At 75.6% G+C, this 23,826-nt stretch carries 27 protein-coding genes; 13 read left to right on the top strand and 14 right to left on the bottom strand.

From position 1 onward, the window contains the following. Positions 1-3: 3 nt before the first annotated feature. A complete protein-coding gene (locus tag ACI79C_RS10220) occupies positions 4-843 on the bottom strand; it encodes an SRPBCC family protein (protein WP_456945537.1) in 840 nt (279 codons plus the stop codon). Between the two features lie 177 nt (positions 844-1,020). Between ACI79C_RS10220 and ACI79C_RS10215 the strand changes: the two genes are divergently transcribed. Further along, positions 1,021-2,634 carry a gamma-glutamyltransferase family protein gene (locus ACI79C_RS10215; protein WP_456945536.1) on the top strand — a complete coding sequence of 538 codons (1,614 nt, stop codon included), beginning with the start codon at positions 1,021-1,023 and terminating at the stop codon, positions 2,632-2,634. A 31-nt stretch (positions 2,635-2,665) separates the two neighbouring features. On the opposite strand, the gene ACI79C_RS10210 is transcribed toward ACI79C_RS10215, so the two are convergent. Further along, the gene (locus ACI79C_RS10210) at positions 2,666-3,130 is read right to left on the bottom strand and encodes an SRPBCC family protein (RefSeq protein ID WP_456945535.1); all 465 of its coding nucleotides are present in this window, start codon (positions 3,128-3,130) and stop codon (positions 2,666-2,668) included. An 8-nt stretch (positions 3,131-3,138) separates the two neighbouring features. Beyond that, complete coding sequence (locus ACI79C_RS10205; RefSeq protein WP_456945534.1) at positions 3,139-3,435, bottom strand: hypothetical protein; 297 nt, start codon at positions 3,433-3,435, stop codon at positions 3,139-3,141. Between the two features lie 283 nt (positions 3,436-3,718). Here ACI79C_RS10205 and helR point away from each other — a divergent pair, with 283 nt between their 5' ends. Next, positions 3,719-5,872 carry an RNA polymerase recycling motor ATPase HelR gene (gene helR, locus ACI79C_RS10200; protein ID WP_456945533.1) on the top strand — a complete coding sequence of 718 codons (2,154 nt, stop codon included), beginning with the start codon at positions 3,719-3,721 and terminating at the stop codon, positions 5,870-5,872. Positions 5,873-6,057: 185 nt separating this feature from the next. Here helR and ACI79C_RS10195 read toward each other — a convergent pair whose 3' ends face one another. Both ACI79C_RS10195 and ACI79C_RS10190 read right to left on the bottom strand, forming a co-directional pair. Beyond that, entirely contained in the window at positions 6,058-6,447 is a 390-nt protein-coding gene (locus tag ACI79C_RS10195) for a hypothetical protein (protein ID WP_456945532.1), read from the bottom strand. Positions 6,448-7,043: 596 nt separating this feature from the next. Beyond that, positions 7,044-7,601, bottom strand: coding sequence for a dihydrofolate reductase family protein (locus ACI79C_RS10190; protein WP_456945531.1), 558 nt, complete (start codon positions 7,599-7,601; stop codon positions 7,044-7,046). Between the two features lie 284 nt (positions 7,602-7,885). Between ACI79C_RS10190 and ACI79C_RS10185 the strand changes: the two genes are divergently transcribed. Then, the gene (locus ACI79C_RS10185; RefSeq protein ID WP_456945530.1) at positions 7,886-8,251 is read left to right on the top strand and encodes a YciI family protein; all 366 of its coding nucleotides are present in this window, start codon (positions 7,886-7,888) and stop codon (positions 8,249-8,251) included. An 86-nt stretch (positions 8,252-8,337) separates the two neighbouring features. Then, positions 8,338-8,601 (top strand): DUF2283 domain-containing protein, encoded by a 264-nt coding sequence (locus tag ACI79C_RS10180; protein ID WP_456945529.1) that lies wholly within the window; start codon positions 8,338-8,340, stop codon positions 8,599-8,601. A 57-nt stretch (positions 8,602-8,658) separates the two neighbouring features. Here the strand turns inward: ACI79C_RS10180 and ACI79C_RS10175 are convergent, their stop codons facing one another. The 4 genes from ACI79C_RS10175 to ACI79C_RS10160 are packed head-to-tail and all read right to left on the bottom strand — an operon-like array spanning position 8,659 to position 10,772. Then, positions 8,659-8,868, bottom strand: coding sequence for a hypothetical protein (locus tag ACI79C_RS10175; RefSeq protein WP_456945528.1), 210 nt, complete (start codon positions 8,866-8,868; stop codon positions 8,659-8,661). A 46-nt stretch (positions 8,869-8,914) separates the two neighbouring features. Further along, the gene (locus ACI79C_RS10170) at positions 8,915-9,319 is read right to left on the bottom strand and encodes an arsenate reductase ArsC (RefSeq protein WP_456945527.1); all 405 of its coding nucleotides are present in this window, start codon (positions 9,317-9,319) and stop codon (positions 8,915-8,917) included. Next, on the bottom strand, positions 9,316-10,434 hold the full coding sequence (arsB, locus tag ACI79C_RS10165; RefSeq protein ID WP_456945526.1) for an ACR3 family arsenite efflux transporter: 1,119 nt from the start codon (positions 10,432-10,434) through the stop codon (positions 9,316-9,318). Before arsB ends, ACI79C_RS10170 begins: the two co-directional genes overlap by 4 nt. Continuing rightward, positions 10,431-10,772 carry a metalloregulator ArsR/SmtB family transcription factor gene (locus ACI79C_RS10160; protein ID WP_456945525.1) on the bottom strand — a complete coding sequence of 114 codons (342 nt, stop codon included), beginning with the start codon at positions 10,770-10,772 and terminating at the stop codon, positions 10,431-10,433. The genes arsB and ACI79C_RS10160 overlap by 4 nt, the downstream gene beginning before the upstream one ends. A gap of 130 nt (positions 10,773-10,902) precedes the next feature. On the opposite strand from ACI79C_RS10160, the gene ACI79C_RS10155 reads away from it, so the two are divergent. The 3 genes from ACI79C_RS10155 to ACI79C_RS10145 all read left to right on the top strand — a co-directional run bounded on the left by ACI79C_RS10155 (position 10,903) and on the right by ACI79C_RS10145 (position 12,661). Continuing rightward, on the top strand, positions 10,903-11,343 hold the full coding sequence (locus tag ACI79C_RS10155; protein ID WP_456945524.1) for an ArsI/CadI family heavy metal resistance metalloenzyme: 441 nt from the start codon (positions 10,903-10,905) through the stop codon (positions 11,341-11,343). An 80-nt stretch (positions 11,344-11,423) separates the two neighbouring features. Then, a complete protein-coding gene (locus ACI79C_RS10150) occupies positions 11,424-12,368 on the top strand; it encodes a hypothetical protein (protein WP_456945523.1) in 945 nt (314 codons plus the stop codon). A gap of 44 nt (positions 12,369-12,412) precedes the next feature. Continuing rightward, positions 12,413-12,661, top strand: a complete 249-nt coding sequence (locus ACI79C_RS10145; RefSeq protein ID WP_456945522.1) for a hypothetical protein — start codon at positions 12,413-12,415, stop codon at positions 12,659-12,661. 9 nt (positions 12,662-12,670) lie between these two features. On the opposite strand, the gene ACI79C_RS10140 is transcribed toward ACI79C_RS10145, so the two are convergent. After that, a complete protein-coding gene (locus ACI79C_RS10140) occupies positions 12,671-13,195 on the bottom strand; it encodes a DinB family protein (protein WP_456945521.1) in 525 nt (174 codons plus the stop codon). 92 nt (positions 13,196-13,287) lie between these two features. Between ACI79C_RS10140 and ACI79C_RS10135 the strand changes: the two genes are divergently transcribed. Both ACI79C_RS10135 and ACI79C_RS10130 read left to right on the top strand, forming a co-directional pair. Further along, positions 13,288-14,259, top strand: coding sequence for a helix-turn-helix transcriptional regulator (locus ACI79C_RS10135; RefSeq protein WP_456945520.1), 972 nt, complete (start codon positions 13,288-13,290; stop codon positions 14,257-14,259). A 45-nt stretch (positions 14,260-14,304) separates the two neighbouring features. Further along, a complete protein-coding gene (locus ACI79C_RS10130; protein ID WP_456945519.1) occupies positions 14,305-14,487 on the top strand; it encodes a hypothetical protein in 183 nt (60 codons plus the stop codon). A gap of 133 nt (positions 14,488-14,620) precedes the next feature. Here the strand turns inward: ACI79C_RS10130 and ACI79C_RS10125 are convergent, their stop codons facing one another. Beyond that, positions 14,621-15,244 carry a CAP domain-containing protein gene (locus ACI79C_RS10125; RefSeq protein ID WP_456945518.1) on the bottom strand — a complete coding sequence of 208 codons (624 nt, stop codon included), beginning with the start codon at positions 15,242-15,244 and terminating at the stop codon, positions 14,621-14,623. A 124-nt stretch (positions 15,245-15,368) separates the two neighbouring features. Here ACI79C_RS10125 and ACI79C_RS10120 point away from each other — a divergent pair, with 124 nt between their 5' ends. Next, entirely contained in the window at positions 15,369-16,175 is an 807-nt protein-coding gene (locus ACI79C_RS10120; RefSeq protein WP_456945517.1) for an SDR family oxidoreductase, read from the top strand. A 31-nt stretch (positions 16,176-16,206) separates the two neighbouring features. On the opposite strand, the gene ACI79C_RS10115 is transcribed toward ACI79C_RS10120, so the two are convergent. From ACI79C_RS10115 to ACI79C_RS10105, 3 genes are all read right to left on the bottom strand, one after another. Continuing rightward, entirely contained in the window at positions 16,207-17,604 is a 1,398-nt protein-coding gene (locus ACI79C_RS10115; protein ID WP_456945516.1) for an FAD-dependent oxidoreductase, read from the bottom strand. Between the two features lie 209 nt (positions 17,605-17,813). Beyond that, on the bottom strand, positions 17,814-18,746 hold the full coding sequence (locus ACI79C_RS10110) for a GGDEF domain-containing protein (protein WP_456945515.1): 933 nt from the start codon (positions 18,744-18,746) through the stop codon (positions 17,814-17,816). Between the two features lie 95 nt (positions 18,747-18,841). Further along, positions 18,842-19,795, bottom strand: coding sequence for a S1C family serine protease (locus ACI79C_RS10105; protein WP_456945514.1), 954 nt, complete (start codon positions 19,793-19,795; stop codon positions 18,842-18,844). 103 nt (positions 19,796-19,898) lie between these two features. Between ACI79C_RS10105 and ACI79C_RS10100 the strand changes: the two genes are divergently transcribed. From ACI79C_RS10100 to ACI79C_RS10090, 3 genes are read left to right on the top strand one after another with little or no spacing between them, the layout of a single operon-like run. After that, complete coding sequence (locus ACI79C_RS10100; protein WP_456945513.1) at positions 19,899-21,872, top strand: alpha-amylase family protein; 1,974 nt, start codon at positions 19,899-19,901, stop codon at positions 21,870-21,872. Continuing rightward, entirely contained in the window at positions 21,869-22,996 is a 1,128-nt protein-coding gene (locus tag ACI79C_RS10095) for a carboxylate-amine ligase (protein WP_456945512.1), read from the top strand. The genes ACI79C_RS10100 and ACI79C_RS10095 overlap by 4 nt, the downstream gene beginning before the upstream one ends. Before the next feature lie 35 nt (positions 22,997-23,031). Further along, positions 23,032-23,823 carry an SDR family NAD(P)-dependent oxidoreductase gene (locus ACI79C_RS10090; RefSeq protein ID WP_456945511.1) on the top strand — a complete coding sequence of 264 codons (792 nt, stop codon included), beginning with the start codon at positions 23,032-23,034 and terminating at the stop codon, positions 23,821-23,823. Positions 23,824-23,826: the final 3 nt, after the last annotated feature.

Below are 23,826 nucleotides of genomic sequence, written 5' to 3'. Positions count from 1 at the left end.
CGGTCAGTGGGGGCGGTCGGCGGTGCCGTCCTCGTCGCGGCCGACGCCGGGGTCGAGGGTGCGCTGCGCGATCGGCTCGGGCCCCTCGTCGAGCACCTCCGACGGCACGCCCACCGCCGCCGGTGACGAGTCGGGGGAGGGGACGGGGGCCGGCTCCGGCGCCGTGGCGGCGGCCCGCTCCGACGGCGGGACGGGGACCGGTCCCGGCTTGTCCTCGGGCTCGTCGTCCGCACCGGAGCGGCTCGCCGCCACCGCGGCACCCACGGCGGCGGCACCGGCGGCCACCGCGACGGCGCCGGCCGCGACCGCGGTCCCCGACACCCCGGCCTTCCCGCTGTCGCCGCGCGAGGTCGCGGCGGCCTCGACGCCCGGCGTCCCGACGCCGGCGCCCGCGTCGATCGAGCCCCGCCAGGCGCCGGTCGGGTACGCCTCGTCCTCGACCAGGGCCTTGAAGCGCTCGAGGTCGGCGCGCACCTGGCGCTCGACGACGCCCAGCGCGTCGCCGACCTGCTCGACGAGTCCCTCGGGGTCGTACTCCAGCGTCAGGTGGACGACCGTCGACTCCGGACCCGCGGGCTCGAACCGGACGGAGCCGGCGTTGGTGGCGCCGCTGGTCGCCGCCCAGGCGATCCTCGAGTCGGGCACCTGCTCGAGGATGGTCGCCTCCCACTCCCGCCGGACGCCGGCGATCTGGGCCACCCAGTGCAGCCGGCGGTCGTCGAGCTGGCGGACCTCGGTCACGCCGCCCATGAAGTGCGGGAAGTCCTCGAACTGCGTCCACTGGTCGTAGGCCGTGCGCACCGGCACGTCGACCTGCAGAGAGTGTTCGGCCCGGGTCGCCATCGCGTCCTCCGTCGTCGCAGGGGGACCCGGGGTACCCGGCGCGCCGGGGGAGGATGCGCCGCCCCCCACCGAGACCATCCCCACCGCCCCGGTGCGGGGCAGGATGGGCAGGTGCTGGTCGGCATCTGCGGGCTCGGTCGCGGTCGGCGGCGTCGCCCCTCTCCGGCGGTGGGTTGAATGGGCGCCTGGACGCCGGCACAGGAGGCCGGCCGCGGGCCGACGCTGGCCGCCGGGGGCATGGTCACCAGCAGCTCGCCGGTGGTCAGCCAGGTCGGCGCCCGGGTGCTCGCCGACCGCGGGACGGCGGTCGACGCGGCGCTCGCGATGACCGCGATGGCGTGGCTGGCACTGCCCGGCCAGTGCGGCGTCGGCGGGGACGCGTTCGCCGTCGTCCGCGAGCCCGACGGCCGGGTGTGGACGGTGAACGGCAGCGGCTACGGCCCGGACGGCGCCACCGCGGAGGGCTACCTCGAGGAGGGGCTGACCGCGCTGCCGCTCGGCGGTGCCCGCGCGGTCGCCACCCCGGGTGCCCCCGCCGCGCTGGCCACCCTGCACGCCGAGGGTGCCACCCGGTCGCTCGCCGACCTCTGGGCACCGGCGGTCGCCGCGGCCCGCGCCGGGCTGCCGTGCACGGTCAAGAACCGCGGCGACATCGCCGAGCACGCCGGCGCCCTGTCCGTCGACGACGGGCTGCGCCGCTGGCTGCTGCCCACCGGCACGGTGCCCGCCGTCGGGGACCGGCTGCCGGCGCCCGAGCTGGCCGACAGCATCGAGCTGTTGGCCCGCGACCCGCTGGCGTTCTACCGCGGCGGCCTGGCAGAGCAGGCGGTCGCCGTGCTGCGCGCCGGAGGGGCCCCGTTCTCGGGGGAGGAGTGGGCGCTGGGGGCGCACGCCCCGGCCCAGCCGGCGATCAGCGCGCCCTACGGCGACCTCGTGCTCTCCCAGACGCCGCCGCCGTCGCCCGGGTGGATGGTGCTGCAGCAGGCCGGCCTGCTCGACGGGCAGCTGCCCGGCCTGCCGACCCTCGGCGCCGACGCCGTCCACCTGATGGCGCTGGCCGCGCGGCGCGCCTTCCGCGACCGCCACGACTCCTGCGGCTCGGACCGCGACGCCTGGCGGGCGCTGCTCACGCCCGACGCCCTCGCCGCGGCCCGGGCCCGGCTGTCCACCGAGCCGGCGGTCACCGGGGAGACCAGCACGGCCGGGGACACCACCAGCTGCGTGGCCGTGGACGCCGACGGCCGCGCGGTGAGCGCGATCTGGTCGCTGGCGTTCACCTTCGGCGCCCGGCTGTCGATCCCCGGCACCGGGATCGCGCTGAACGACCGGCTCGGCCGCGGCGCCTACCTCGTTCCCGGCCACCCGAACGCCCTCGCCCCGCGCCGCAAGCCGCTGCACACGCTCAACGCCTGGGTGCTCACCGACGCCGCGGGCCGGTTCCGGCACGCCGGCAACACGCCGGGCGGGGACGGCCAGGTGCAGTGGAACACCCAGGTGCTCTCCCACCTGGTCGACAGCGGCCTGGACCCGCAGGCGGCGGTCACCGCGCCGCGGTTCACCGTGCACCCGGGCAGTGACGCCGACGCCCTCGGCGCCCCGGAGACCCTGCGGTGCGAGACCCGCCTCGGGGCCGAGGTGCTCGCCGGGCTGGCCGACCGGGGCCACGTCGTCCAGGAGGTGGGGGCGTGGGGTGCCGGCGGCAGCGCACTGGTCGTGTCGCTGGACGAGTCCCGCGGCGCGCTGGCCGGCGGTGCGGACCCGCGACAGGACGGGGTGGCGCTCGGCGTGTGAGCGCCCGGTCGCGGTGACCTGACCGCGGGGGTCAGTCCTCGACGAGCGCCGCCAGCCGGTCCAGGGACAGCCGCCACCCGGTCTCGTTGTCGGTGGGGGAGACGACGTCGGGCAGCCCGTCGTGCACCGCGACCAGGTCGGTGCCGCCGTCGGCGTCGGCCAGGGTGATCGTGATCGTCATCTCGCCGCGCAGGGCGGGGTCGTCGGACTCGAACTCGTCGACCTCCACGACCTGCTGGTCGGGCACCAGCCGGGCGAACCGGCCGCGATAGGTGTCGGTGTGCGTGGTCGTCTTGCCGGCCGGCCCGGGCTCGTCGTAGGTCAGCGAGATCCGGAACGTGCCGCCCTCCCCGCCGGTGAACTCGTGCACCTGCGCGGTCATCCCCGGGGGCACCTTCCACCGGGCGACGGCGTCGGCGTCCAGCAGAGCGCGGTAGACCGCCGCGCGCGGTGCCCGGATGTGCCGGGCGACCCGGGTCGAGGCCACGACGGGCATCCTGCCGGTCAGGGACGCGGGTTGGTCCGTGTCCAGCCGCGCTCGTCCCGGCGGGCGCCCAGTGCCGCCCGGCAGCGGCGGCAGACGGCCGCCACCTCCTCCGCGTGCCGGCCCGACTCCGGCTGGACGTCGGCCCAGCCGACGTGGGGGAAGCGGGCCAGCCGGGACCTGCTCAGCGACAGCCCGCAGACGGTCTCGTTGCGCCCGCGCTCCCATGCGTGGACCTCGCCGGCGGGGTAGCGGATGCCGTCGTCGGGGTCGGTCCACTGGCCTGCCGCCGCGACCGCCGCGTTGCGCACTCCCATGCGGGTCCCATACCCGCCGGCCCGGACACGCACCGGTGCGGTGCCCGATGACCGAGGAGGTCGTCCGTCCCGGCGGACGAGACGAGGACGGGGGAGGAGACCCTCTCCGCCACCTCCAAGCTACAGCGCACCCGGGGTCTTGCGGCAAGACCCCGGCCGTGCCGCAGAATCGCCCGGCCGTGGCCTGGAGCTGCGGAAACGCTGCCGAACCGTCGAGCGCCGCGTCCCCGAACGCCGAGACCACCGTCCCGAGTCGTGCGTCCCCGAGCGGAGCCCTGCTGACGTGACACCCCTGACCACGAGCGCGTTCGACCTCCCCGACCGCCTCACCGCCAAAGCCGACCCGGCGCTGATCGCCGGCGACGAGCGGCACTTCGCCGCTCTCGCGGAGAGCCTCGAGCAGACGATCGCCGACCTGTCCGACCGCCTCGACGTCGAGCGCAGGGCGCCCGGCGGCACCGGCCAGGAGGCGCTGGACCGGGACCTGGAGGTCCACCGGCTGACCGCTCGCCTGCGCACCCTGCGCCGCTTCGGGCTGGACCTCTGCCTGGGGCGCATGGTGGGCACGGACGGCAGCGATCCCGTGTACGTCGGGCGGCTCGGCCTCACCGACGGCGCGGGCCGGCGGCTGCTGGTCGACTGGCGCTCGCCCGCGGCCGAGCCGTTCTTCGGGGCGACCCACGCCAACCCCATGGGCCTGGCCAGCCGCCGCCGGTACCGGTGGACCCGCGGCCGGGTCAGCGACTACTGGGACGAGGTGTTCACCCCGGACGGCCTCGACGGGCACGCCGCCGCGCTGGACGACCAGTCCGCCTTCATCGCCAGCCTGGGCAGCAGCCGGTCACCGCGGATGCGCGACGTGCTCGGCACCATCCAGGCCGACCAGGACGCCGTCATCCGGGCCGGGTCCGCCGGCGCCCTGGTCGTCGACGGCGGCCCGGGCACGGGCAAGACCGTCGTCGCCCTGCACCGCACCGCCTACCTGCTCTACTCCGACCCGCGCCTCGGGCACCGCCGCGGCGGGGTGTTGTTCGTCGGTCCGCACCAGCCCTACCTGGCCTACGTCGCCGACGTCCTGCCCAGCCTCGGCGAGGAGGGCGTGCAGACCTGCACGCTGCGCGACCTCGTGCCCGAGGGGCGGTCCGCGGGGGTCGAGACCGACCCGGCCGTGGCCCGCCTGAAGGCGTCCGCGGACCTGGTCGGGGCGATCGAGGCGGCGGTCCGGTTCTACGAGGAGCCGCCCGCCACGGGGATGACGGTCACCACCCCGTGGGCCGACGTCCGGCTGAGCGCCGAGGACTGGGCCGAGGCGTTCGAGGCCGCGGACCCGGGCACCCCGCACAACGAGGCGCGCGACCAGGTGTGGGAGGAGCTGCTCGCGATCCTGGTCGACGGGCACGGCGAGGACGACGTCCCGGCCGACCTGGTGCGTGCCGCGCTGCTGCGGGACCGGGAGCTGCGCACTGCCTTCGACCGCGCCTGGCCGCTGCTCGACGCAGCCGACCTCGTCGGGGACCTGTGGTCGGTGCCCGCCTACCTCCGGCGGTGCGCTCCCTGGTTGAGCCGTGACGAGGTCCGGGCGCTGCAGCGCGCCGACCCCCGGGCCTGGACGGTGTCGGACCTGCCGCTGCTCGACGCCGCCCGGCAGCGGCTCGGCGACCCCGGGGCGTCCCGGCGGGAGCAGCGGCGGGACGCCGCCGTCGCGGTCGAGCGGGAGCGCATGGCCGACGTCATCGACGAGCTGGTCCGGGCCGACGACTCCGAGCTGCTGCTGATGACCAGCCTCCGCCACCAGGACCTCCGGGACGCCCTGGTCGACCAGGACGCGCTGCCGACCGCCGAACCGGACCGGCTCGCCGGCCCGTTCGCGCACGTCGTCGTCGACGAGGCCCAGGAACTGACCGACGCGGAGTGGCAGATGCTGCTGCTCCGGTGCCCGTCCCGGAGCCTCACCATCGTCGGGGACCGCGCCCAGGCGCGAGGCGGGTTCCCGGAGTCGTGGCGGGAACGGCTCGAGCGGATCGGGCTCGACCGGGTCGAGCTGGCGTCCCTGGGCATCAACTACCGGACGCCGGCCGAGGTGATGGCCGAGGCCGAGCCGGCCATCCGGGCGGTGCTCCCGGACGCCAACGTGCCGACTTCCATCCGCAGCACCGGCGTCCCCGTCGTGCACGCGCCCGTGTCGGAACGGGACTCGCTGCTCGACGCCTGGCTCGCCGCGCACGCCGAGGGGACGGCCTGTGTCATCGGCGATCCCGCGTTCCGGGGGAGTGCCCGCGTCCGGTCGCTGACGCCGCAGCTGGCCAAGGGCCTCGAGTTCGACCTGGTCGTGCTCGTCGAGCCGGAGGCGTTCGGCACCGGCGTCGAGGGCGCGGTCGACCGCTACGTCGCGATGACCCGGGCGACCCAGCAGCTCGTCGTGCTCCGCGGCTCCTGACGTCGGCCGGCAGCCCGTCGTCCCCGCTGGTCAGGCCCGGCGCGGGTCCCGGGGACGTCGCCGGGGCGACGGTCCCACGGGTCAGGCGTCCGCCAGCGCACCGCGCGACCGTGGACCACTCGCCGGTCGACCTCGTCGACGACCAGCTCGACGATCCCGCGAGCCGGTGGGAACGTCCGACGCCCTCAGAAGGCGGCAGACGGCTGCGGACCGGGACCTGCGGTCGGCGCAGCCGGCGCGGATGCCGCACCGCCAGCCTCCGCGGGCCGCGTGGACGTCGCCAGGTGCAGGGCCAGCCCGAGGACGACCAGGATGGCCAGAGCGGGCAGGCGATCGTCGGTCACGGACTCGTTCTGCTGCTCGGCGATGATCGTCAGCAGGTCTTTCGCCACCCACCCGTTGACGACCTGCTGCTGGGGCGCGCCCTGGGTGCGAGCGTCATTCACCTCGTAGTCGGCCAAGGCGCTGGCGATGTCAGCTGATCGGTTGCTCGACTCGTCAGGGGCCATCGCGAACCAGACGACGACGGCGGCGAGGGCGAGCACCACGGCGCCGATGCGACGGACGAGGGGCATGGGATCGCTCCTTGGAGAAGGGGTTGGCGGCAGGCGCCTGAGGGGTTCCGGGGTCGTTTCGTTCATCGGCAGGCCCGCGCGGCGCTCGCCTCGAGGGCGCATGGGTTCGGCCAGGAAGTTGCGAGGGCTGGACCCAGCCCGACAGTCGCTGGTCCCGGCTCAGCGACCGGGGCAACTCGGCGGCCCGCCTCGGGACGGCGGTGGACCGGGTCCGTCCTGTTCGGTCACCCGTCGAGGTGGGTGGAGGCGTCCTGAGGGGTGCGGCACTCGCCGCGTCCCGTTCCCCGCCTCGCGCGCGGTCCGACGGCCCTGGTGGGCCACCGCTCTGTCGTTCCTCGGCACACCCCTGTACTTCCTGGGTGCTCGCGGTCTCGTGGCAGCGCCGCCCTCTGGCGCTACTTCTCCGGGGCGGTCGGGATCGCTGTGGTGGTCCAGGTCGAGCTGGTGCTCCGGCACGACCGGCGTGCGGAGTGAGCGGCCCTCTCAGGGGCGACCCTCAGGGAGCGTTCCCGCGGCAACGTGCAAGGCGCTCGGCTCGACGACGTTCCCGCGGGAACGTCCCGGAGGCGGCAGGGCGCGCAGGAGTCCGGGGCGGCTCAGCGGGTCCGGTAGCGCGCGTAGACCAGTCCGCTGTCGAAGGAGCGCTCCTCGACGAGCGCGAGATCGAGGCGCACGCCGTCGGGGAAGAACCGCTTGCCGCCGCCGACCACGCTCGTCGTCATGAACAGGTGGTACTCGTCCACCAGGCCGGCGGCGATCGCCTGGGCGGCGAGGTTCGGGCCGTCGACGGTGAGATCGTGATCGGACTCGGCCTTGAGCTCGCGCACCGCGTCCGGGTCGAAGGTCCGCTCGATCCTGGTCTTTTCGCTCGACACCGACTCCAGCGTCGTGGAGTACACGATCTTCTCCGCGGCCTGCCAATCGCGGGCGTACTGCAGGATGTGCGGCGGCACGTCGGGCAGGGTGTGCGCGGTCTCCCAGAAGACCATCGTCTCGTACATCCGTCGGCCGTAGAGGTACGTGCCGACGGGGCGGAAGACGTCGCCGATGAAGGAGTGCACCTCCGGGTCCTCGGCCCCGGTGCCGAGGTCGCCCTCGGCTGCCTCGGCAAAGCCGTCCAGCGAGGTGATCATCGAGTAGATGAGCTTGGCCATGCGTCTCCTCCGGGCACGAGCGCGTCGGCCCCTTCGGTGGGCCTGGAGGCTGTGACCCGCGCAGGGCTGGCAACTCATCGGTCGACCGGCCCGTTCCGTGGACCGAGGCTGTTCCTGCCGCCGTCCTGGGTCGGTGTCCCCGAGCGGCGCACGGAGGGACACCTCCAGCGCGGCCGACGCGTGTCACCGACCGGCCTCGATCGATGAGATCCGGCAGCGCACGGGGTCACCCGGTCGTGAGCACGGCCGAACGGGCCGCGCCGCGACGACCTCGGAGGACCACCATGACGCAGTACCTCCTGTCCATGCCCCACGACTCGGCCGAGGAGCCCACGATGGCGTCGATGGACCCCGCCGAGCTCGAGACCACGCTGGCAGTGGCTCGTGCCTTCCTCGAGGAGCTGGCGCAGTCCGGCGCTCTGGTCTTCGCGGGGGGACTGCACCCGCCGTCGACGGCGGTCACCGTCGACCACACCGGCGACGACCTCGCCCTCGCCGACGGGCCGTACACGCAGGCACCGGAGTACCTCGGCGGCTTCTGGGTGGTCGAGGCACCGGACCGGGAGGCTGCCGTCGCCTGGGCCGCGAAGGCATCCAAGGCGCTCGGCGCCCGGATCGAGGTCCGCGCCTTCCAGGAGGTCCCGGCCTGAGGGGCGTCGAGTGCGGCGAAGGCCATCCGGCCGGGCGAGGTCGGAGGTTGCGGTCACCTCGGGTGACACGCAGGCTCGATCGACGCATGCCGGGCAGCAAGCGGGACCATGCGCCCGTGGCATGGCGCGAGGACGACGTGACCCTGCAGCTGACGTGGGACGGCGATGCCGGCGCGGGCCACCTGTACCTGGCTGACGTCGAGCCGGGCGAGGCCGTCAGCCAGCGCGTCGTCGAGAACCCGGTCGACGGCGTTGGCGACGTCGTCTTGGACTTCGACCGCGAGGGCAGGCTCCTGGGGGTCGAGTTGTTGGATCCCCGACTGCTGCCTCCTCGCCTCCGAGCGCGGTGACCGCACCCGACTGGTGTCCGTGAGCGGCCCTCTCGGGGACACCTCGCACGAGGTGCCCTAGACCGCCGTGGAGGCGGCCAGCACGGCCTGGGTCACCGACGCGGCGAGGTCGTCGGTGATCTGGCGCAGCGGCACGTTGACCACGTTGTTGCTGCCCGTGCCGAGGAACGTGGCGCCGAGCAGGGTGGCGAGCAACCACCCGGCCCGCGGGGGCAGGGAGAGGCCGGCTGCGGCAGGCCGCTCCTCCTCGGTAGCGGTACCGGCCACAGAGACGTCCTCCTCGTTCACACCCCGAGCGCAGCCTGCCAACCGGTCAGGGTGCGCCGGGCAGCAGCTCGGCCAGCAGGGCGCGCACGCGGCCCTCGATCTCGTCCCGGATCGGCCGGACGGCGTCGACGCCCTTGGCCGCCGGGTCCTCGAGCTGCCAGTCCAGGTAGCGCTTACCCGGGAACACCGGGCACGCGTCGCCGCAACCCATCGTGATGACGACGTCGGAGGCCTCGACCGCCTCGGTGGTGAGCACCTTCGGCCGCTGGCCGGTGAGGTCGATGCCGACCTCGGCCATGGCCTCGACGGCGGCGGGGTTGACCTGCTCGGCCGGCAGCGAGCCGGCCGAGCGCACCTCCACCGCGTCGCCGGCCAGGTGCTCCAGCCAGCCGGCGGCCATCTGCGAGCGGCCGGCGTTGTGTACGCAGACGAACAGCACCGACGGCGTCATCGTGAGCTCCGGGCGGTCGCGGGGACGGTGGGGTCGTCGGCGGGGAAGCGGCGGGCCGCCCAGAGGGCGACGTAGACCAGCGCGACCAGGACCGGCACCTCGATCAGCGGGCCGACCACCCCGGCCAGCGCCTGCCCGGAGGTGACGCCGAAGGTGCCGATGGCCACCGCGATGGCGAGCTCGAAGTTGTTGCCGGCCGCGGTGAAGGCCAGCGTCGCCGTCCTGGCGTAGCCCAGCCGCAGCCGCATGCCCAGCAGGAACGAGCCGCCGAACACGAGGGCGAAGTAGGCCAGCAGCGGGAGCGCGATCCGGGCGACGTCCCAGGGCCGGGAGGTGATCGCCTCGCCCTGCAGGGCGAAGAGCATGACGATCGTGAACAGCAGGCCGTAGAGGGCCACCGGGCCGATGCGCGGCAGGAAGCGGCCCTCGTACCAGTCCCGGCCCTTGCGGCGCTCGCCGAGCGTGCGGGTGAGGAAGCCGGCGAGCAACGGGATGCCGAGGAAGACCAGGACGCTGAGCACGATCGCCCACACGCTGAACTCCGCCGAGGTGGTCGGCAGGCCCAGCCAGCCGGGCAGCACCTGCAGGTAGAACCAGCCGAGCACGGCGAAGGCCAGGATCTGGAACACCGAGTTGAGGGCCACGAGCACCGCCGCGGCCTCCCGGTCGCCGCAGGAGAGGTCGTTCCAGATCAGCACCATCGCGATGCAGCGGGCCAGCCCGACGATGACCAGGCCGGTGCGGTACTCCGGCAGGTCGGGCAGCAGCAGCCAGGCGAGGGCGAACATCAGCGCAGGCCCGACCAGCCAGTTGAGCACCAGGCTGGCGACCATCAGCCGCCGGTCGCCGGTGACCCGGTCGAGCTCGGTGTACCGGACCTTGGCCAGCACGGGGTACATCATCAGGACCAGCCCGACGGCGATCGGCAGGCTGACGTTGCCGACCTCCACCGCCGACAGGGCGTCGTCGAGGCCGGGGACCCAGCGCCCCAGCAGCAGGCCGGCGGCCATCGCCGCGACGATCCAGACCGGCAGGAACCGGTCGAGGACGGACAGTCGCTGCAGGACCGGAGCCCCCGGCCCCCGGACGGCGACCTCGGAGACGGTGTCGCTCACGCGGGGACCGCCGCGGGCTCGAACAGGCCGGCGACGGCGGCCAGCGCCTCCCGGCGGACGGCGTAGTAGACCCACACGCCGCGCTTCTCCCGGTCGAGCAGGCCGGCCGAGTGCAGCACCTTGAGGTGGTGGCTGATCGTCGCCTGGGTCAGGTCGAACGCGTCGTTGAGGTCGCAGACGCACGCCTCACCGGAGGCGCTGGAGGCGATCAGGCTGACCAGCCGCAGCCGCACCGGGTCGGCGAGCGCCTTCAGCAGCGGCACGACCTGCTCGGCCTGCTCGGCGGACATGGCCGTGCCGGTCAGCGGCGTGCAGCACGCCAGCCCGGGGTCGCTCATCGGTCCTCCTCCGGTCGGGACATCGGCGCTCATCGTAACGACATCGGTCGTATTGACAAGCATCGATGTCAGGTGGTCACCTGACATGGACATCGATGGACGTCGATGTCACCGACCCGAGGAGGTCCCCGTGTCCCGCATCCAGCTCGCGCTCCGCGTCGCCGACCTCGACGCCGCCGCCGACTTCTACGCGCGGCTGTTCGGCACCGCCCCGGCCAAGCGCCGTCCGGGCTACGCGAACTTCGCGATCGCCGAGCCGCCGCTCAAGCTGGTCCTCCTGGAGGGCGCCGCCGGCGAGCCCACCCGCATGGACCACCTCGGCGTCGAGGTGGCGTCCACCGAGGAGGTCGCCGCGGCCTCGTCCCGGCTGGCCGACGCGGGCCTGGCTCCGCGCGCCGAGGACGGGACCGCCTGCTGCTACGCCGTCCAGGACAAGGTCTGGGTGACCGGTCCCGGTGGCGAGCCGTGGGAGGTCTACACGGTGACCGGCGACCACCGCCCCGACCTGGAGGGCCGGACGGAGCGTGAGCTGTCCGCGGTCGCCGGCGACGGTCGCTGCTGCGCCTCCTGAGCTCCCGGGTGCTACGAACTCGGGGTGATCGCGCGCCGATCACCCCGAGTTCGCAGGTCTCGACGACGACAGGGGGCGCCGTGGAACTCGACGAGGTCGCCGACGAGCTCTACGCCGTCCCGCCCGAGGAGTTCACCGCCCTGCGCAAGCAGCGCCAGGACGACGCCCGGGCCGAGGGGGACCGGACCCTGGCCAAGGACATCGGGACCCTCCCCAAGCCGTCGCTGGCCGCCTGGGTCTGCAACCTCCTCGTGCGGGCGCGCCGGGAGGAGATCGAGTCGCTCGTCGAGCTCGGCGGACTGCTCCGCGAGGCGCAGGAGAACCTCGCCGGTGACCAGCTCAAGGCGCTCAACCGCCAGCGCGCCCAGGTGCTCGCCGCCCTCGTCCGGCAGGCCGCGGCGCTGGCCCGCGACCAGGACCACCGGGTGAGCAGCTCGGTCGAGGCGCAGGTGGAGGAGACGCTCCGTGCCGCGATGGCCGACCCGGAGGCGGGGGAGGCGCTGCTGACCGGGCGGCTGACCACGCCGATGTCCTACAGCGGGATGGGGACGACGGGTGCCCGGCCGGCGCTCCGGCTGGTGTCCCCACCCCGCGCGGACCGCGCCGAGCAGCCCGCGGAGCGGCGGGGCGCCGACGCCGCGGAGCGCCGGCGGCAGCGCGAGGCGGAGGCCCGGCGGCGCGAGGAGGAGGCCCGACGGGCGGAGGAGGAGCGGCGCCGGCGGGAGCTGGAGGAGGCCCGCCGCGCCGCGGAGGAGGCGGCCACGGTCGCCGCGGAGTCCCGGGCCGCGGCCGAGGAGGAGCAGCGTCGGGTCGACGACCTCGACGCCCGGCGGGCCGATCTGCAGGCCCGCGTCGAGGAGTTGGCCGACGAGCTCGCCCGCACCGAGCGGGAGGCCGCCGAGACCGCCGAGGAGCTCAGACGGGCCGAGCGGCACCGCCGCACCGCCGAGCGCCAGGCCGGCGAGGCCGCGGCGGCCCGCGACCGGGCGCTGGCCCACGTCGCCGAGCTGGAGGCGCGCGGCTGACCCGACCGACGCCGACGGGCTCGCCCGGTCCGTAGGCTGACCGCGTGGGGGAGCTCGCCCTGGTCCTCGAGGTCGCGGCCGCGCTGGTGCTGGTCCCGGCCGGCTACGCGTGGCTGGGCAGGCGCGCTCGACGCCGCGGTGTCGGCGGGTCGGTGATGGCGCCGTTCGAGGAGATCTGGGACCCGGCCGCCCACGGCACCCACGTCGAGGTCCAGGTGCAGGCCGAGCGGGCGGCGCCGGCGCCCGCGCCCGGGGATCCCCCCGAGCCCGGCCGCCGGTCGCCGTCGCGCTGACCGTCCGGGTCAGCCCATCGTCTTCTGGCCGTCGAGCGACTCCCGCAGGATGTCGGCGTGCCCGGCGTGCTGGGCGGTCTCGGCCACGATGTGCAGGAACACCCGGCGGGCCGACCGGCGCGCCCCCGGCGGGAACCACGGAGCCTCCGGCAGCGGGTGCGAGACGTCGAGGTCGGGCAGCGTGCGCACCAGTTCGTCGGTGCGGCCGGCGACCTCCTCGTAGTGGGCGAGGATCTCCTCGAGCGTCTCGTCCGGGCCCATCCGGAACTCCTCGGCCCACTTCGCCATCTGCTCGGGGTCGTCCGGGCCGGCCATGACGCCGGGGCCCTGCAGGATGAAGTCCGCCCAGGTGGCCTCGGTGTGGGCCACGTGCTTGACCAGCCCGCCGAGGGTCAGCTCGCTGGCCGTCGTCCGCTGCCGGGCCTGCTCGTCGGTCAGCCCCCGCACGGTGTACCGGAGGAAGAACCGGTGCGTGCCGAGGGCCTCCAGCAGGTCCGCCCGCTCGCCGGTCACGGTGCTCGTCGTGCTGGTCATCGTCGTCCTCCTGGGGGTTCCGGCTCCGTCGGGACCAACGCTACGGAGGCCTCGTGCCAGATCCTGACCTGAATTGCGGGAGGATCGGCAGCATGACCGATCCGGGGGCGCGCACCCTGCGCCTGCTCTCCTTGTTGCAGCAGCGCCGGTACTGGGCCGGGGCCGACCTGGCCGACCGGCTCGGGGTCTCCGTCCGCACGCTGCGCCGCGACGTCGACCGGCTGCGCGACCTCGGCTACCCGGTGGAGGCCCAACGCGGCGTGGATGGCGGCTACCAGCTCGCGCCGGGGGCGGCCCTGCCCCCGCTGGTCCTGGACGACGAGGAGGCGGTCGCGCTCGCCGTCGGCCTGCAGGCGGCGGCGCAGAGCGCGGTCGCGGGGACGGCGGAGTCGTCGGTGCGGGCTCTGGCCAAGGTGGTGCAGGTGATGCCGCCGCGGCTGCGCCGCCGGGTGGAGGCGCTGGGGGCGGTCACCGAGCCCGCGCCCTGGGGCGGCGCCCGGGACGTCGTCGAGCCCCTGACCCTCACCGCCGTCGCCCAGGCCTGCCGCGACACCGAGCGGCTGGCGTTCGGCTACACCGCCGCCGACGGGACGGTGACCGAGCGCGAGGTCGACCCGCACCGGCTGGTGGCGCTGGGCCGCCGCTGGTACCTGGTCGCCTACGACCTGACCCGCGGGGACTGGCGCAGCTTCCGCCTCGACCGGCTGGACCGGCCGCGGCCCACCGGTGCGCGGTTCGCGCCGCGGCGGCTCCCGGCCGAGGACGCCGTGGCCTTCGTCCGCGCGGGCATGGGGGCGCCCACCTCGGCGCGGACGGTGGAGGCCGTGGTGGAGGCACCGGCCACGCGGGTGCGGCAGCGCATCGGGCGGTGGGCCGCCGTCGAGGAGGAGGGCCCGGGCCGCTGCCGGGTGCGGATGGAGACCGACTCGCTGGACTGGCCGGCGCTCGCGCTCGGCTCCCTCGGCGCCGAGTTCACGGTGCTCTCGCCGCCGGAGTTCGTCGACCTGCTCCGCGACTGGGCGGACCGGTTCGTGAGGGCCGGAACCGTCGTACCCCCGGCCTAGCGTGCGGGTCATCGAGAGACACGACACGCACTCGCGGAGGTCATCGTGACCCGCACCGTCACCAGCATCGACACGCTGGACCTGGAGATCGCCGTCGCCTACATCGCCCTGGGCGTGGCCCGCAGCGCCTGGGACCACTGCCCGTCGGGGGAGAACGACCGGCGGGTGGCCGAGGCCGCGGCCGCGGTCGACGCGCTGCTCGACGAACGCCTCGAGGTGGCCGCGTAGTCCGGGTGGTGATCAGGCCGGGCCGCCGTCCCCGGAGGCCCCTCCCCGGCGCCGCCTGTCGCTGCACGGACCGGTACCCCACCAGCAGTGCCGCGACCGCGGTGCGGCAGCGGGGCGGACCACGGGGCCGGCATCAGCCGCACGTGGGACCGTCGTCCTCCGGGTGCACGACCGGCTCGGCCGGCGGCGTCCCGGTGGCGACGGCCGGACGGTCGGACCCGCGCGTGCGCCCGAACTCCTGGGTGGCCCACACCGACCCGTCGTCCGCGCAGTGGACGCCGATCCCGAGCCGGTCCCACCCGGGGTTGAGCACGTTGACGCGGTGGTCGTCCGAGCGCATCCACCCGGCGTGGATCGTGCCCGCCGGCACCGGGCCGGTGGCCTGGAAGACGTTCTCGCCGAGGCCCTGGAACCGCGCCAGTTGCTCGCGCTGGAGCAGGGCACGGATGTCCTGGTGCTGCACCGTGCCGGTGCGCGCCATCTCGGCGCTCCAGGCGCGGGCCACCGCGGCGAGGTCGTCGTCCCACTGCACCGGCTCGAAACCACGCTCGGCCCGCTCGTCGTTGACCCGGTCGAGGATCGCCCGGGCCATCTCCTGCTCGGCCGCGGAGGCGTCCTCCGGCGGTGGCGACGTCGGTGCGGCCGTCCCGGTCGCCGTGGTGGGTGCGGAGACCGGGACCTCCACGGCCACGCAGCCGCCGAGCACGAGGGTGGGCAGCACGAGGACGGCCCCGAGCAGGCAGCGGGCGGTCGTCATCCCGGTCTGCTACCCCGTACGGGCGGCCGGTCCGGTCGGTCGCTTTGCGGTCCGGTGTCGTTCTGCCGACGACGGCCGGTTCCGCCGGCGCGCGCGGACAGCGAGGCCCCCCTAGCGTCGGCCCATGACCCAGACCGCGCCCCGCGTCGCCCTCGTCACCGGGTCGGACTCCGGCATCGGGAAGGCGACCGCCGTCGCCCTCGCGGAGTCCGGCTGCGACGTCGGGATCACCTGGCACCGCGACCGCGACGGCGCCGAGTCCACCGCCGAGGAGGTCCGCGCGCTCGGTCGGCGGGCCGAGGTCCGTCAGCTGGACCTGACCCGGTTGCCGGAGGCCGCGGACGTGGTGGACGACCTGGCCGAGGCGCTGGGCGGCGTCGACGTCCTGGTCAACGACGCCGGCACCGGCCACATGAGCACGATCCTCGACACCGACTTCGCCACCTGGCGGGAGGTGCTCGCCACCGACCTCGACGGTGCGTTCCTGTGTCTGCAGAAGGCGGCGCGGCGCATGGTCGCCGCCGGCCGAGGCGGGCGGATCGTCAACATCACCAGCGTCCACGAACACCAGCCGCGGGTCGGCGCGGCCGCCTACTGCGCCGCCAAGGGCGGCCTGGGGCTGCTCACCCGGGTGGCCGCGATCGAGCTGGCCGAGCACGGGATCACCGTGAACGCCGTCGCGCCCGGTGAGATCGCCACGCCGATGACCGGGCAGGAGGACGAGGACCCGACCGCGCCCGGGCACGAGCGGCCCGGCGTCCCGCTGCGCCGTCCGGGGGACGCCCGTGAGGTCGCCGCGGTCGTGGCCTTCCTCGCCTCGCCGGCGGCCGCCTACGTCACCGGCGCGTCCTGGCCGGTGGACGGCGGCATGCTGCAGATGGGCCCCATGGCGGGCTCCCACCTCGACTCCGACGACTGGCGCCGCCCCTGACGGGTGACCCCTCGGCGGAGCAGGGGGTCCGTCACCCGGCGAGCAGGTCCACCAGCTGCCGCCGGTCGGGGCCGGGCGCGGCCGGCACCGGCTCGTCGGCGTAGGCCTCCAGCCGCTCGCGCATCCCCGGCCGGGCCAGCACCTCCTGGGGCAGGGCCAGGCAGGTGATCGTCTCGAGCAGCGCCCGATAGGCCTCCGGGTCGTGCATCGCGGCGGCCAGCAGCCGGGCCTGGACCGGGTTCGGCGGTGGCGGCTCCCGGCCCTCACGGAAGGCGTCCATCTCGGCCATCCGCGCGTGGTCGGCGGCGACCTGGTTGCGGAAGAACGGCGCCACCTCCCGCTCGGTGCCCTCGTCGAAGGCCCGCACGAGCGCCGCGGGGTCGCCCAGGTGCTCGCGCGCCGTGGCCCGCAGCAGCTGGGCGTGCACCATGCCGACCGAGAGGCCGCGGCCGGCCGAGGGGTTGGTGCAGGCCCACGCGTCGCCCACCGGGACGTAGCCGGTCACCACCGGCTCCCCGTCGACGACCAGCCGCCGGTAGCAGTCGAGCACGCCGGCCATGGCGAGCACGTCGGTGATCGGCTCGCCGTCCAGCCAGTGCGCCTGGCGGGGGCAGGCCGCCACCACGCGGGTGAACGCCGCCGGGTCGCGCAGCGCCTTGAGCGGGGTGTCGTGGGTCGGTCCGAACACGGTGACCGACCAGGTGTCGTTGTCGGCGACCAGCGTGATCAGCGTGATGCTGCCGATCGGCGTCAGCTGCGGGCCGACCCGTCGGGGTTGCTCCGGGCCGGTGTAGTACCGCGTGTAGTAGACGAACCCGCCGGTGTCGCGCTCCACGTGCGGTGGCCGGGCGCCCAGCTCGGCGAGCCAGTCGCTGCCCCGCGTCCGGCGGCCGGTCGCGTCGACCACCAGGTCGGCGGGCAACACGGCCCCGTCGTCGGTGCGCAGGCCGGCGACGTGCGGGACACCGGGCAGCGGCGCCGGGCCGGGCACGAGGCCGGCGACCCGCACCCCGCGGCGCACCGTGACCCCGGGGTGCTCGGCCGCCATCGTGGCGACGACGGCCTCGGCCACCGGACGGCGGCCGGTCACGAACCGCAGCCGGTCGTCGCCGGGCCGCGGTGCGCGGTCCTCGATCGTCGGCGGGAGGGCCGACGTGTAGTCGCCCCAGGCGCACCCGGCGGCGGACAGCCGGTCGACCAGGCCCGGCAGCTCCTGCTCGGCGACCAGCCGGAAGCGCGGGAAGAGCGTGTGCGGCTGCCGGAACTGGGCCACGCCGGCACGGCGCCAGCCGTCCCAGGCGTCGACCGGGGTGTCCGGCGGCTCCAGGGGGTCGACCTCGACGACGGTCACGTCGTGCCCGTCGTCGGCGAGCATCAGCGCGGTGGACAGGCCGATGGTGCCTCCGCCGCAGACCACGATCCCCGCCATGCCGACCTCCCGAGCAGTCCCGCCCACCCTCCGCCCGGGACGAGGGCCGGGACAGGGGCGGACGGCCCCGTCCCGGGGCAGGCCCGTCGAGAGGATCGCCGCGGCCCCCTCCCGAGCAGGCGCCGTCCAGGGGCTCCGCCGGCCCCGTCCCGGCTCCCGCCCTGAGCCGGCGAAGGGTGGGAGGACGGGGTCCTTCGAGCGGTCCTGCCTCAGGCGGTCCGGCGGCTGCGGCGCTTGTTCCGGTACAGCTCGGCGTCGGCGCGCACCACGAGGTCGGACAGGCGGTCACCGGGGCGGGCGGTGGCGGTCCCGGCCGACCAGGACGCCGGGTGGCTGGCCCGCAGCCGGGCCAGCAGCTCGGCGGCGTGACCGGCGTCGGTGTTGGGCAGGCAGAGCACGAACTCGTCCCCGCCCTGGCGGCCGAGCAGGTCGGCCATCCGCAACTCCGAGCTCCAGGACCCGGCGAGGGCCTGCAGGAGGGCGTCGCCCGCGCCGTGCCCCTCCTCGTCGTTGACGGCCTTGAAGCCGTCGAGGTCGATGACCGCCACCGTGAGCGGCTCCCCGGTGCGCTGCGCGTGGGCCAGGCTGCGGGCGGCGTCGGCCTCCCAGGCGCGCCGGTTGGCCAGCCCAGTGAGCGGGTCGGTGCCGGCCGCCCGGTGCAGCTGCCCGGCGATGCGCACCTGCGCCTCGGCGACGACCACGACCGTCACCATCATGGTCAGCCACGGCACCGCGAAGCCCGACGGCGCCGCGGCGACCGCCCCGGCGGTGGCGGCCGCGACCAGGGCGGCGACGTGCAGGCGGGCGGCGCGCGCACTGAGGTAGTGGGCGCAGAACAACCCGACGGCAACCATGCAGGGGCCCAGGCCGACGATGCCGACCGCGGTCACCGACCGCCACGCCAGGACGGCGACCAGTGCCGACACCAGCCCGACCGCGGCGTGCACCGACCCCGCGCCCAGCCGGGCCCGGCGCCACCACAGCAGCGCACTGCCGGCGAGGCCGACCGCGGCCAGCACCCAGGTCAGTCCCACGGGGGTGTCGGGCGACATCGGGTGCAGCGCCCCCACGACGCACAGGGCCCCGCTGACCGCGTACAGCAACGCGAGCAGCGCGACGCCTGTCGGCCGGTCCCCGTCCACGTGTGTCCCCCGTTCGTCCCGGCCAGCATCGACCGGACCGGTGACGTCCTGGAGCGCTGCGTGACCGCAGGCCCCCGAACGGGGGAGGGGTGGGGTCACCCGCCGGTGAGCTCCGTGGGCACCGTGATGACGTCGACCATCGCGCCCCGCCGGAACACCGTCACCGGCAGCGACCGGCCGATCGCCTCGTCGAACAGCAGCCGCTGCAGGCTCTGCGCCTCCGCGACCGGCCGCCGACCGGCCTCCAGCACCAGGTCCCCGGCCTTGAGCCCGGCCCGGTCGGCCGGCGAGCCCGGGACGACGTCGACGATCCGCAGCCCCCACCGGCGGCCGGTGCGCTCGGCCAGCGGCGCGGGCAGGGGAGCCGGGGTGCTGACCAGCCCGAGGTAGGCGCGGCGCACGCGGCCGTCGCGGGTCAGCGCGGCGACGATCCGCCGGGTGGTGTCGTTGATCGGCACCGCCAGCCCCAGGCCCCAGCCGGCGACGGCGGTGTTGACGCCCACGACCCGGCCGGAGGAGTCGGCCAGCGCCCCGCCGGAGTTGCCCGGGTTGAGGGCCGCGTCGGTCTGGATCACGTCCTCCACCACCCGCGCCGTCCGGCCGTCGCGCGTGGGCAGGGACCGGCCCAGGCCGCTGACCACCCCGGCGGTCACCGAGCCGGCCAGGCCCAGCGGGTTGCCGACCGCGACGACCAGCTGCCCCACCCGCAGCCCGGCGGCGTCCCCGAGCTCGGCCGGCGGCGGTGTCGCCGAGCGCGCGCGGACCACCGCGAGGTCCGACAGCGGGTCGGCGCCGACGACGTCGACGTCGGCCTCGCTGCCGTCGCTGAAGACGGCCCGGCCGCGGCGGGCCCGGCCGACGACGTGGGCGTTGGTCAGCAGCAGTCCCTCCCCGGGGACGACGACCGCCGACCCGGCGCCGCCACGCCCGTCGCCGGTGCTGACCTGCAGCGCGGCGACGTGCGGGGTCAGCTCGGCGGCCACGGCGGTGACCACGCGGGAGTAGGCGTCCAGCGCCGGTTCGGTGTCCGGGCCCGGGGCCAGGCTCATGGCGCACCTCCTGATTACCGGATTACAGACACCAGTGAACTCCTCCGGGAGCGCATGTGGCGGGCGTCATGCCGTGGGCGAACAGCGCCCCGATACTGGCCCGATGACGGTCTCGGCGGCCGAGCGCAGGGCAGCGGCGGCACGGTCCTGGGCGACGCTGCGCCCGCAGGTGGCGAAGGAGGCGGTCGCCGCGCTGGGGGAGGCCGAGGGCGACGCCTTCCTGGCCCGGGCCGACCTCGCGCTCTTCGACGTCCACGAGCCGCTCGCGGAGCTGTACGGGGACGCCGCCGACGAGTTGTTCCAGCGGGCGCTGCAGGTCGTCCTGGCCGCCGCGGCGCAGCGGCCCGAGGAACTGCGCCGCATCGACCGCCGCCGCGAGATCGACCCGGCGTGGTTCCAGCGCGCCCGCGTGCAGGGCTACGTCTGCTACGTCGACCGCTTCTGCGGCACCCTCGACCGGCTGCCCGACCACCTCGACCACCTCGCCGAGCTGGGCACCACCTACCTGCACCTCATGCCGCTGCTGCGGCCGCGCCCCGGCGAGAACGACGGCGGCTACGCGGTGGCCGACTACCGCGCGGTCGACCCGCGGCTGGGCACGATGGCCGACCTCGAGCGGGTCGCCGCGGCGCTGCACGAGCGGGACATGAGCCTGTGCATCGACCTCGTGCTCAACCACACCGCCCGCGAGCACCCGTGGGCGCAGGGCTGGCTGGCCGGCGACCCCGCCCGCGCCGGCTTCTACACGGCCTTCCCCGACCGCACGCTGCCCGACGCCTACGACGCCACCATCCCGGAGGTGTTCCCCGACCGGGCGCCGGGCTCGTTCAGCTGGGTGCCCGAGGCCCTCGGCGGTGCCGGCGGCTGGGTGTGGACGACGTTCTGGCCCTACCAGTGGGACCTCGACTACGCCAACCCCGAGGTCACCCTGGCGATGCTCGGCGAGATCACCTGGCTGGCCAACCGCGGCGTCGACGTCTTCCGCATGGACGCCGTCCCGTTCATGTGGAAGCGGCTGGGCACCTCCTGCCAGAACCTGCCCGAGGGGCACTCCCTGCTCCAGCTGCTGCACGCGCTCACCCGGCTGGCCGCACCCGGCGTCGTCTTCAAGGCCGAGGCGATCGTGTCGCCCGACGACCTGGTGCCCTACCTCGGCGGGCACGACCGCTTCCGCCCCGAGTGCGAGCTGGCCTACCACAACTCGCTCATGGTCCTGCTGTGGAGCAGCCTGGCCACCCGCGACGTCCGGCTGGCCCGGGCGGCGCTGGGCCGGATGCGGCCGATCCCGCCGAGCGCCACGTGGGTCACCTACGTCCGCGGCCACGACGACATCGGCTGGGCGGTGACCGACGAGGACGCCGCGGCCGCCGGCGCGGACGGGTTCGCCCACCGGCGCTTCCTCAACGACTTCTACGCCGGCCGCTTCCCGGGCTCCTTCGCCCGCGGGGCGCTGTTCCAGGAGAACGAGGCCACCGGTGACGCGCGCGTCTCCGGAGCGGCGGCCTCGCTGTGCGGCATCGAGCAGGCGCTGGCCGACGGGGACGAGGCCGCCCTCGAGGCCGGGATCCGGCGGCTGGTGCTGCTGTACTCGGTCGTCTACGGCTTCGGCGGCATCCCGCTGCTGTACATGGGTGACGAGCTCGCGCTGCGCAACGACACCGGCTACCTCGCCGACCCCGAGCGCGCGCCGGACAACCGCTGGATGCACCGGCCGCCGATGGACTGGGCCGCCGCCGCGCGCCGCGAGGACCCCACCACCCTCGAGGGCCGGGTCTTCGCGCGCATCCGGCGGCTGGGGGAGGCACGCCGCTCGATCCTGGCGCTGCGCGGCGGCGTCGAGTCGGTCCTGCTGGACGCCGGCAGCGACGCGGTGCTGGCGTGGTCGCGGCGCCACCCGCGCAGCGGCACGTTCGTCGGGCTGGCCAACGTCAGCCCCGAGGCGCAGGAGGTCGACGCCGACACGGTCACCGGCTTCGGCACCTTCCCCCTGGTGCACGGCAGCGACGGCCCGCTCGAGGTCCGGGACGGGCGGCTGGTCGTCCCGGGCCTGGGCTTCGCGTGGTTCGCCGAACCGTGACGAGCGCTCCGCCGTCGCCGGCGGCCGGCGCGACCGTGGGCGTGGAGGAGGAGTTCCACCTCGTCGACCCCGGCACGCTCGCGCTCGCCCCGGCGCCCGAGGTCGCCGCCGCGGCGCTCGCCGGCGCGGCGGGCGCCCACGTCCACGCCGAGATCGCGACGACCCAGCTGGAGACGGCGACCGGCGTGTGCTCGACCCTCGCCGAGCTGCGCGCCCAGCTGGTCACCACGCGGACCGAGGCCGCGACCGCGGCGGCGCGCGCCGGGCTGGCGGTCCTGGCCGCCTCCACGCACCCGTTCGGCTCCTGGCGCGACCAGCCGCTCACGCCCGACCCGCGGTACGACGAGATGGTGGCCCGCTGGGCGGTGCTCGCCCGCCAGCAGGACATCTGCGGCTGCCACGTGCACGTCGGCGTCCCGGACCTGGAGACCGCCGTGGCCGTGATGGACCGCGCGCGGCCCTACCTGCCGGTGCTGCTGGCCATGACCGGCAGCTCGCCGTTCCACGACGGTGCCGACACCGGCTACGAGAGCTTCCGGACGCCGTGGTGGTCGCGCTGGCCCAACGCCGGTCCGCCCGAGCACCTGGGCAGCGCGGACCGCTACCGGGCCGTCGTCGACGCCCTCGTGCGGGGGGACGTCATCGGTGACGCCCGGCACCTGTACTGGGACCTGCGCCCCTCGGCCCGCTACCCCACGGTCGAGTTCCGGCTCGCCGACGTGTGCACCGCGCTGGACGACGTCGTCCTGCACGCCGCCCTCGCCCGCTCGCTCGTGCGCGTGCTCGCCGGCCGGGCGGAGCGCGGCGAGCCGGTGCCCGAGGTGCGGCCCGAGCTGCTCCGCGCGGCCCGCTGGCGAGCGGCCAAGGACGGCCTCGGCGGGGAGCTCTACGACCCGGTCCGCGGCGAGCCGGTACCGGCGCGGGCCGCCGTCGACCGGCTGCTGGCCGAGCTCGCCGACGACCTCCGGGCGCACGACGAGGAGGACGAGGTCGCGCGGCTGCTGCTCCGCCTGCAGCGGCGGGGGACGTCGGCGGCCCGGCAGCGGCGGACCTGGTACGCGACCGGGGACCTGCGCGCGGTGGCCGCGGAGCTGGTCAGGGACGGCGCGGTCGGCGACGGCTGACGCGTGGCCTGCGACGGCCCGGGTAGGGGGCACCCATGACCGGACCCCGACCGCTCGCCCTCGTCACCGGTGCCTCCAGCGGGATCGGCCTCGAACTCGCCCGCCAGTTCGCCGGCGCCGGCTTCGACCTCGTCGTCAACGCCGAGGACGCCGAGCTGACCCCCGCCGCCGAGCAGCTGCGCGCCGCCGGCACCACCGTGCAGGCCGTCCAGGCCGACCTGCGCACCGCCGCCGGGGTCGAGGCGCTCTGGGCCGCCGTCCAGGCCACCGGGCGCCCGCTGACCGCCGCCGCGCTCAACGCCGGCGTCGGGCAGGGCGGCCCGTTCGTCGAGAACGAGCTGGAGGACGAGCTCGAGATCATCGACCTGAACGTCACCTCGACGGTGCGGCTGGCCAAGCTGGTGCTGCGGGACATGGTGGCCCGCGACGAGGGCCGGGTGCTGTTCACCTCGTCGATCGCGTCGACGATGCCCGGGTCGTTCCAGGCGGTCTACAACGCGTCGAAGTCGTTCGTGCAGTCCTTCGCCGAGGCGCTGGTGGAAGAACTGGCGGACACCGGGGTCACCGTCACCTCGCTGATGCCCGGTCCGACCGACACCGGGTTCTTCGACCGCGCGCAGATGCAGGACACCAGGATCGGCGCCGGGGAGAAGGACGACCCGGCGCAGGTCGCCGAGCAGGGGTTCGAGGCGTTGATGAAGGGCGAGGACGAGGTCGTCGCCGGGTCGCTGATGACCAAGGTGCAGGGCGCCGCGAGCGCCGTCATCCCCGACCGGCTCAAGAGCAAGGCGCACCGGCAGATGGCCGAGCCCGGCAGCGCGGAGTAGCGC

Source organism: Geodermatophilus sp. SYSU D00697, assembly GCF_054050175.1.
The sequence above is the reverse complement of the archived record's forward strand: the minus strand, read 5'-3'. Positions and strand labels throughout refer to the sequence as shown.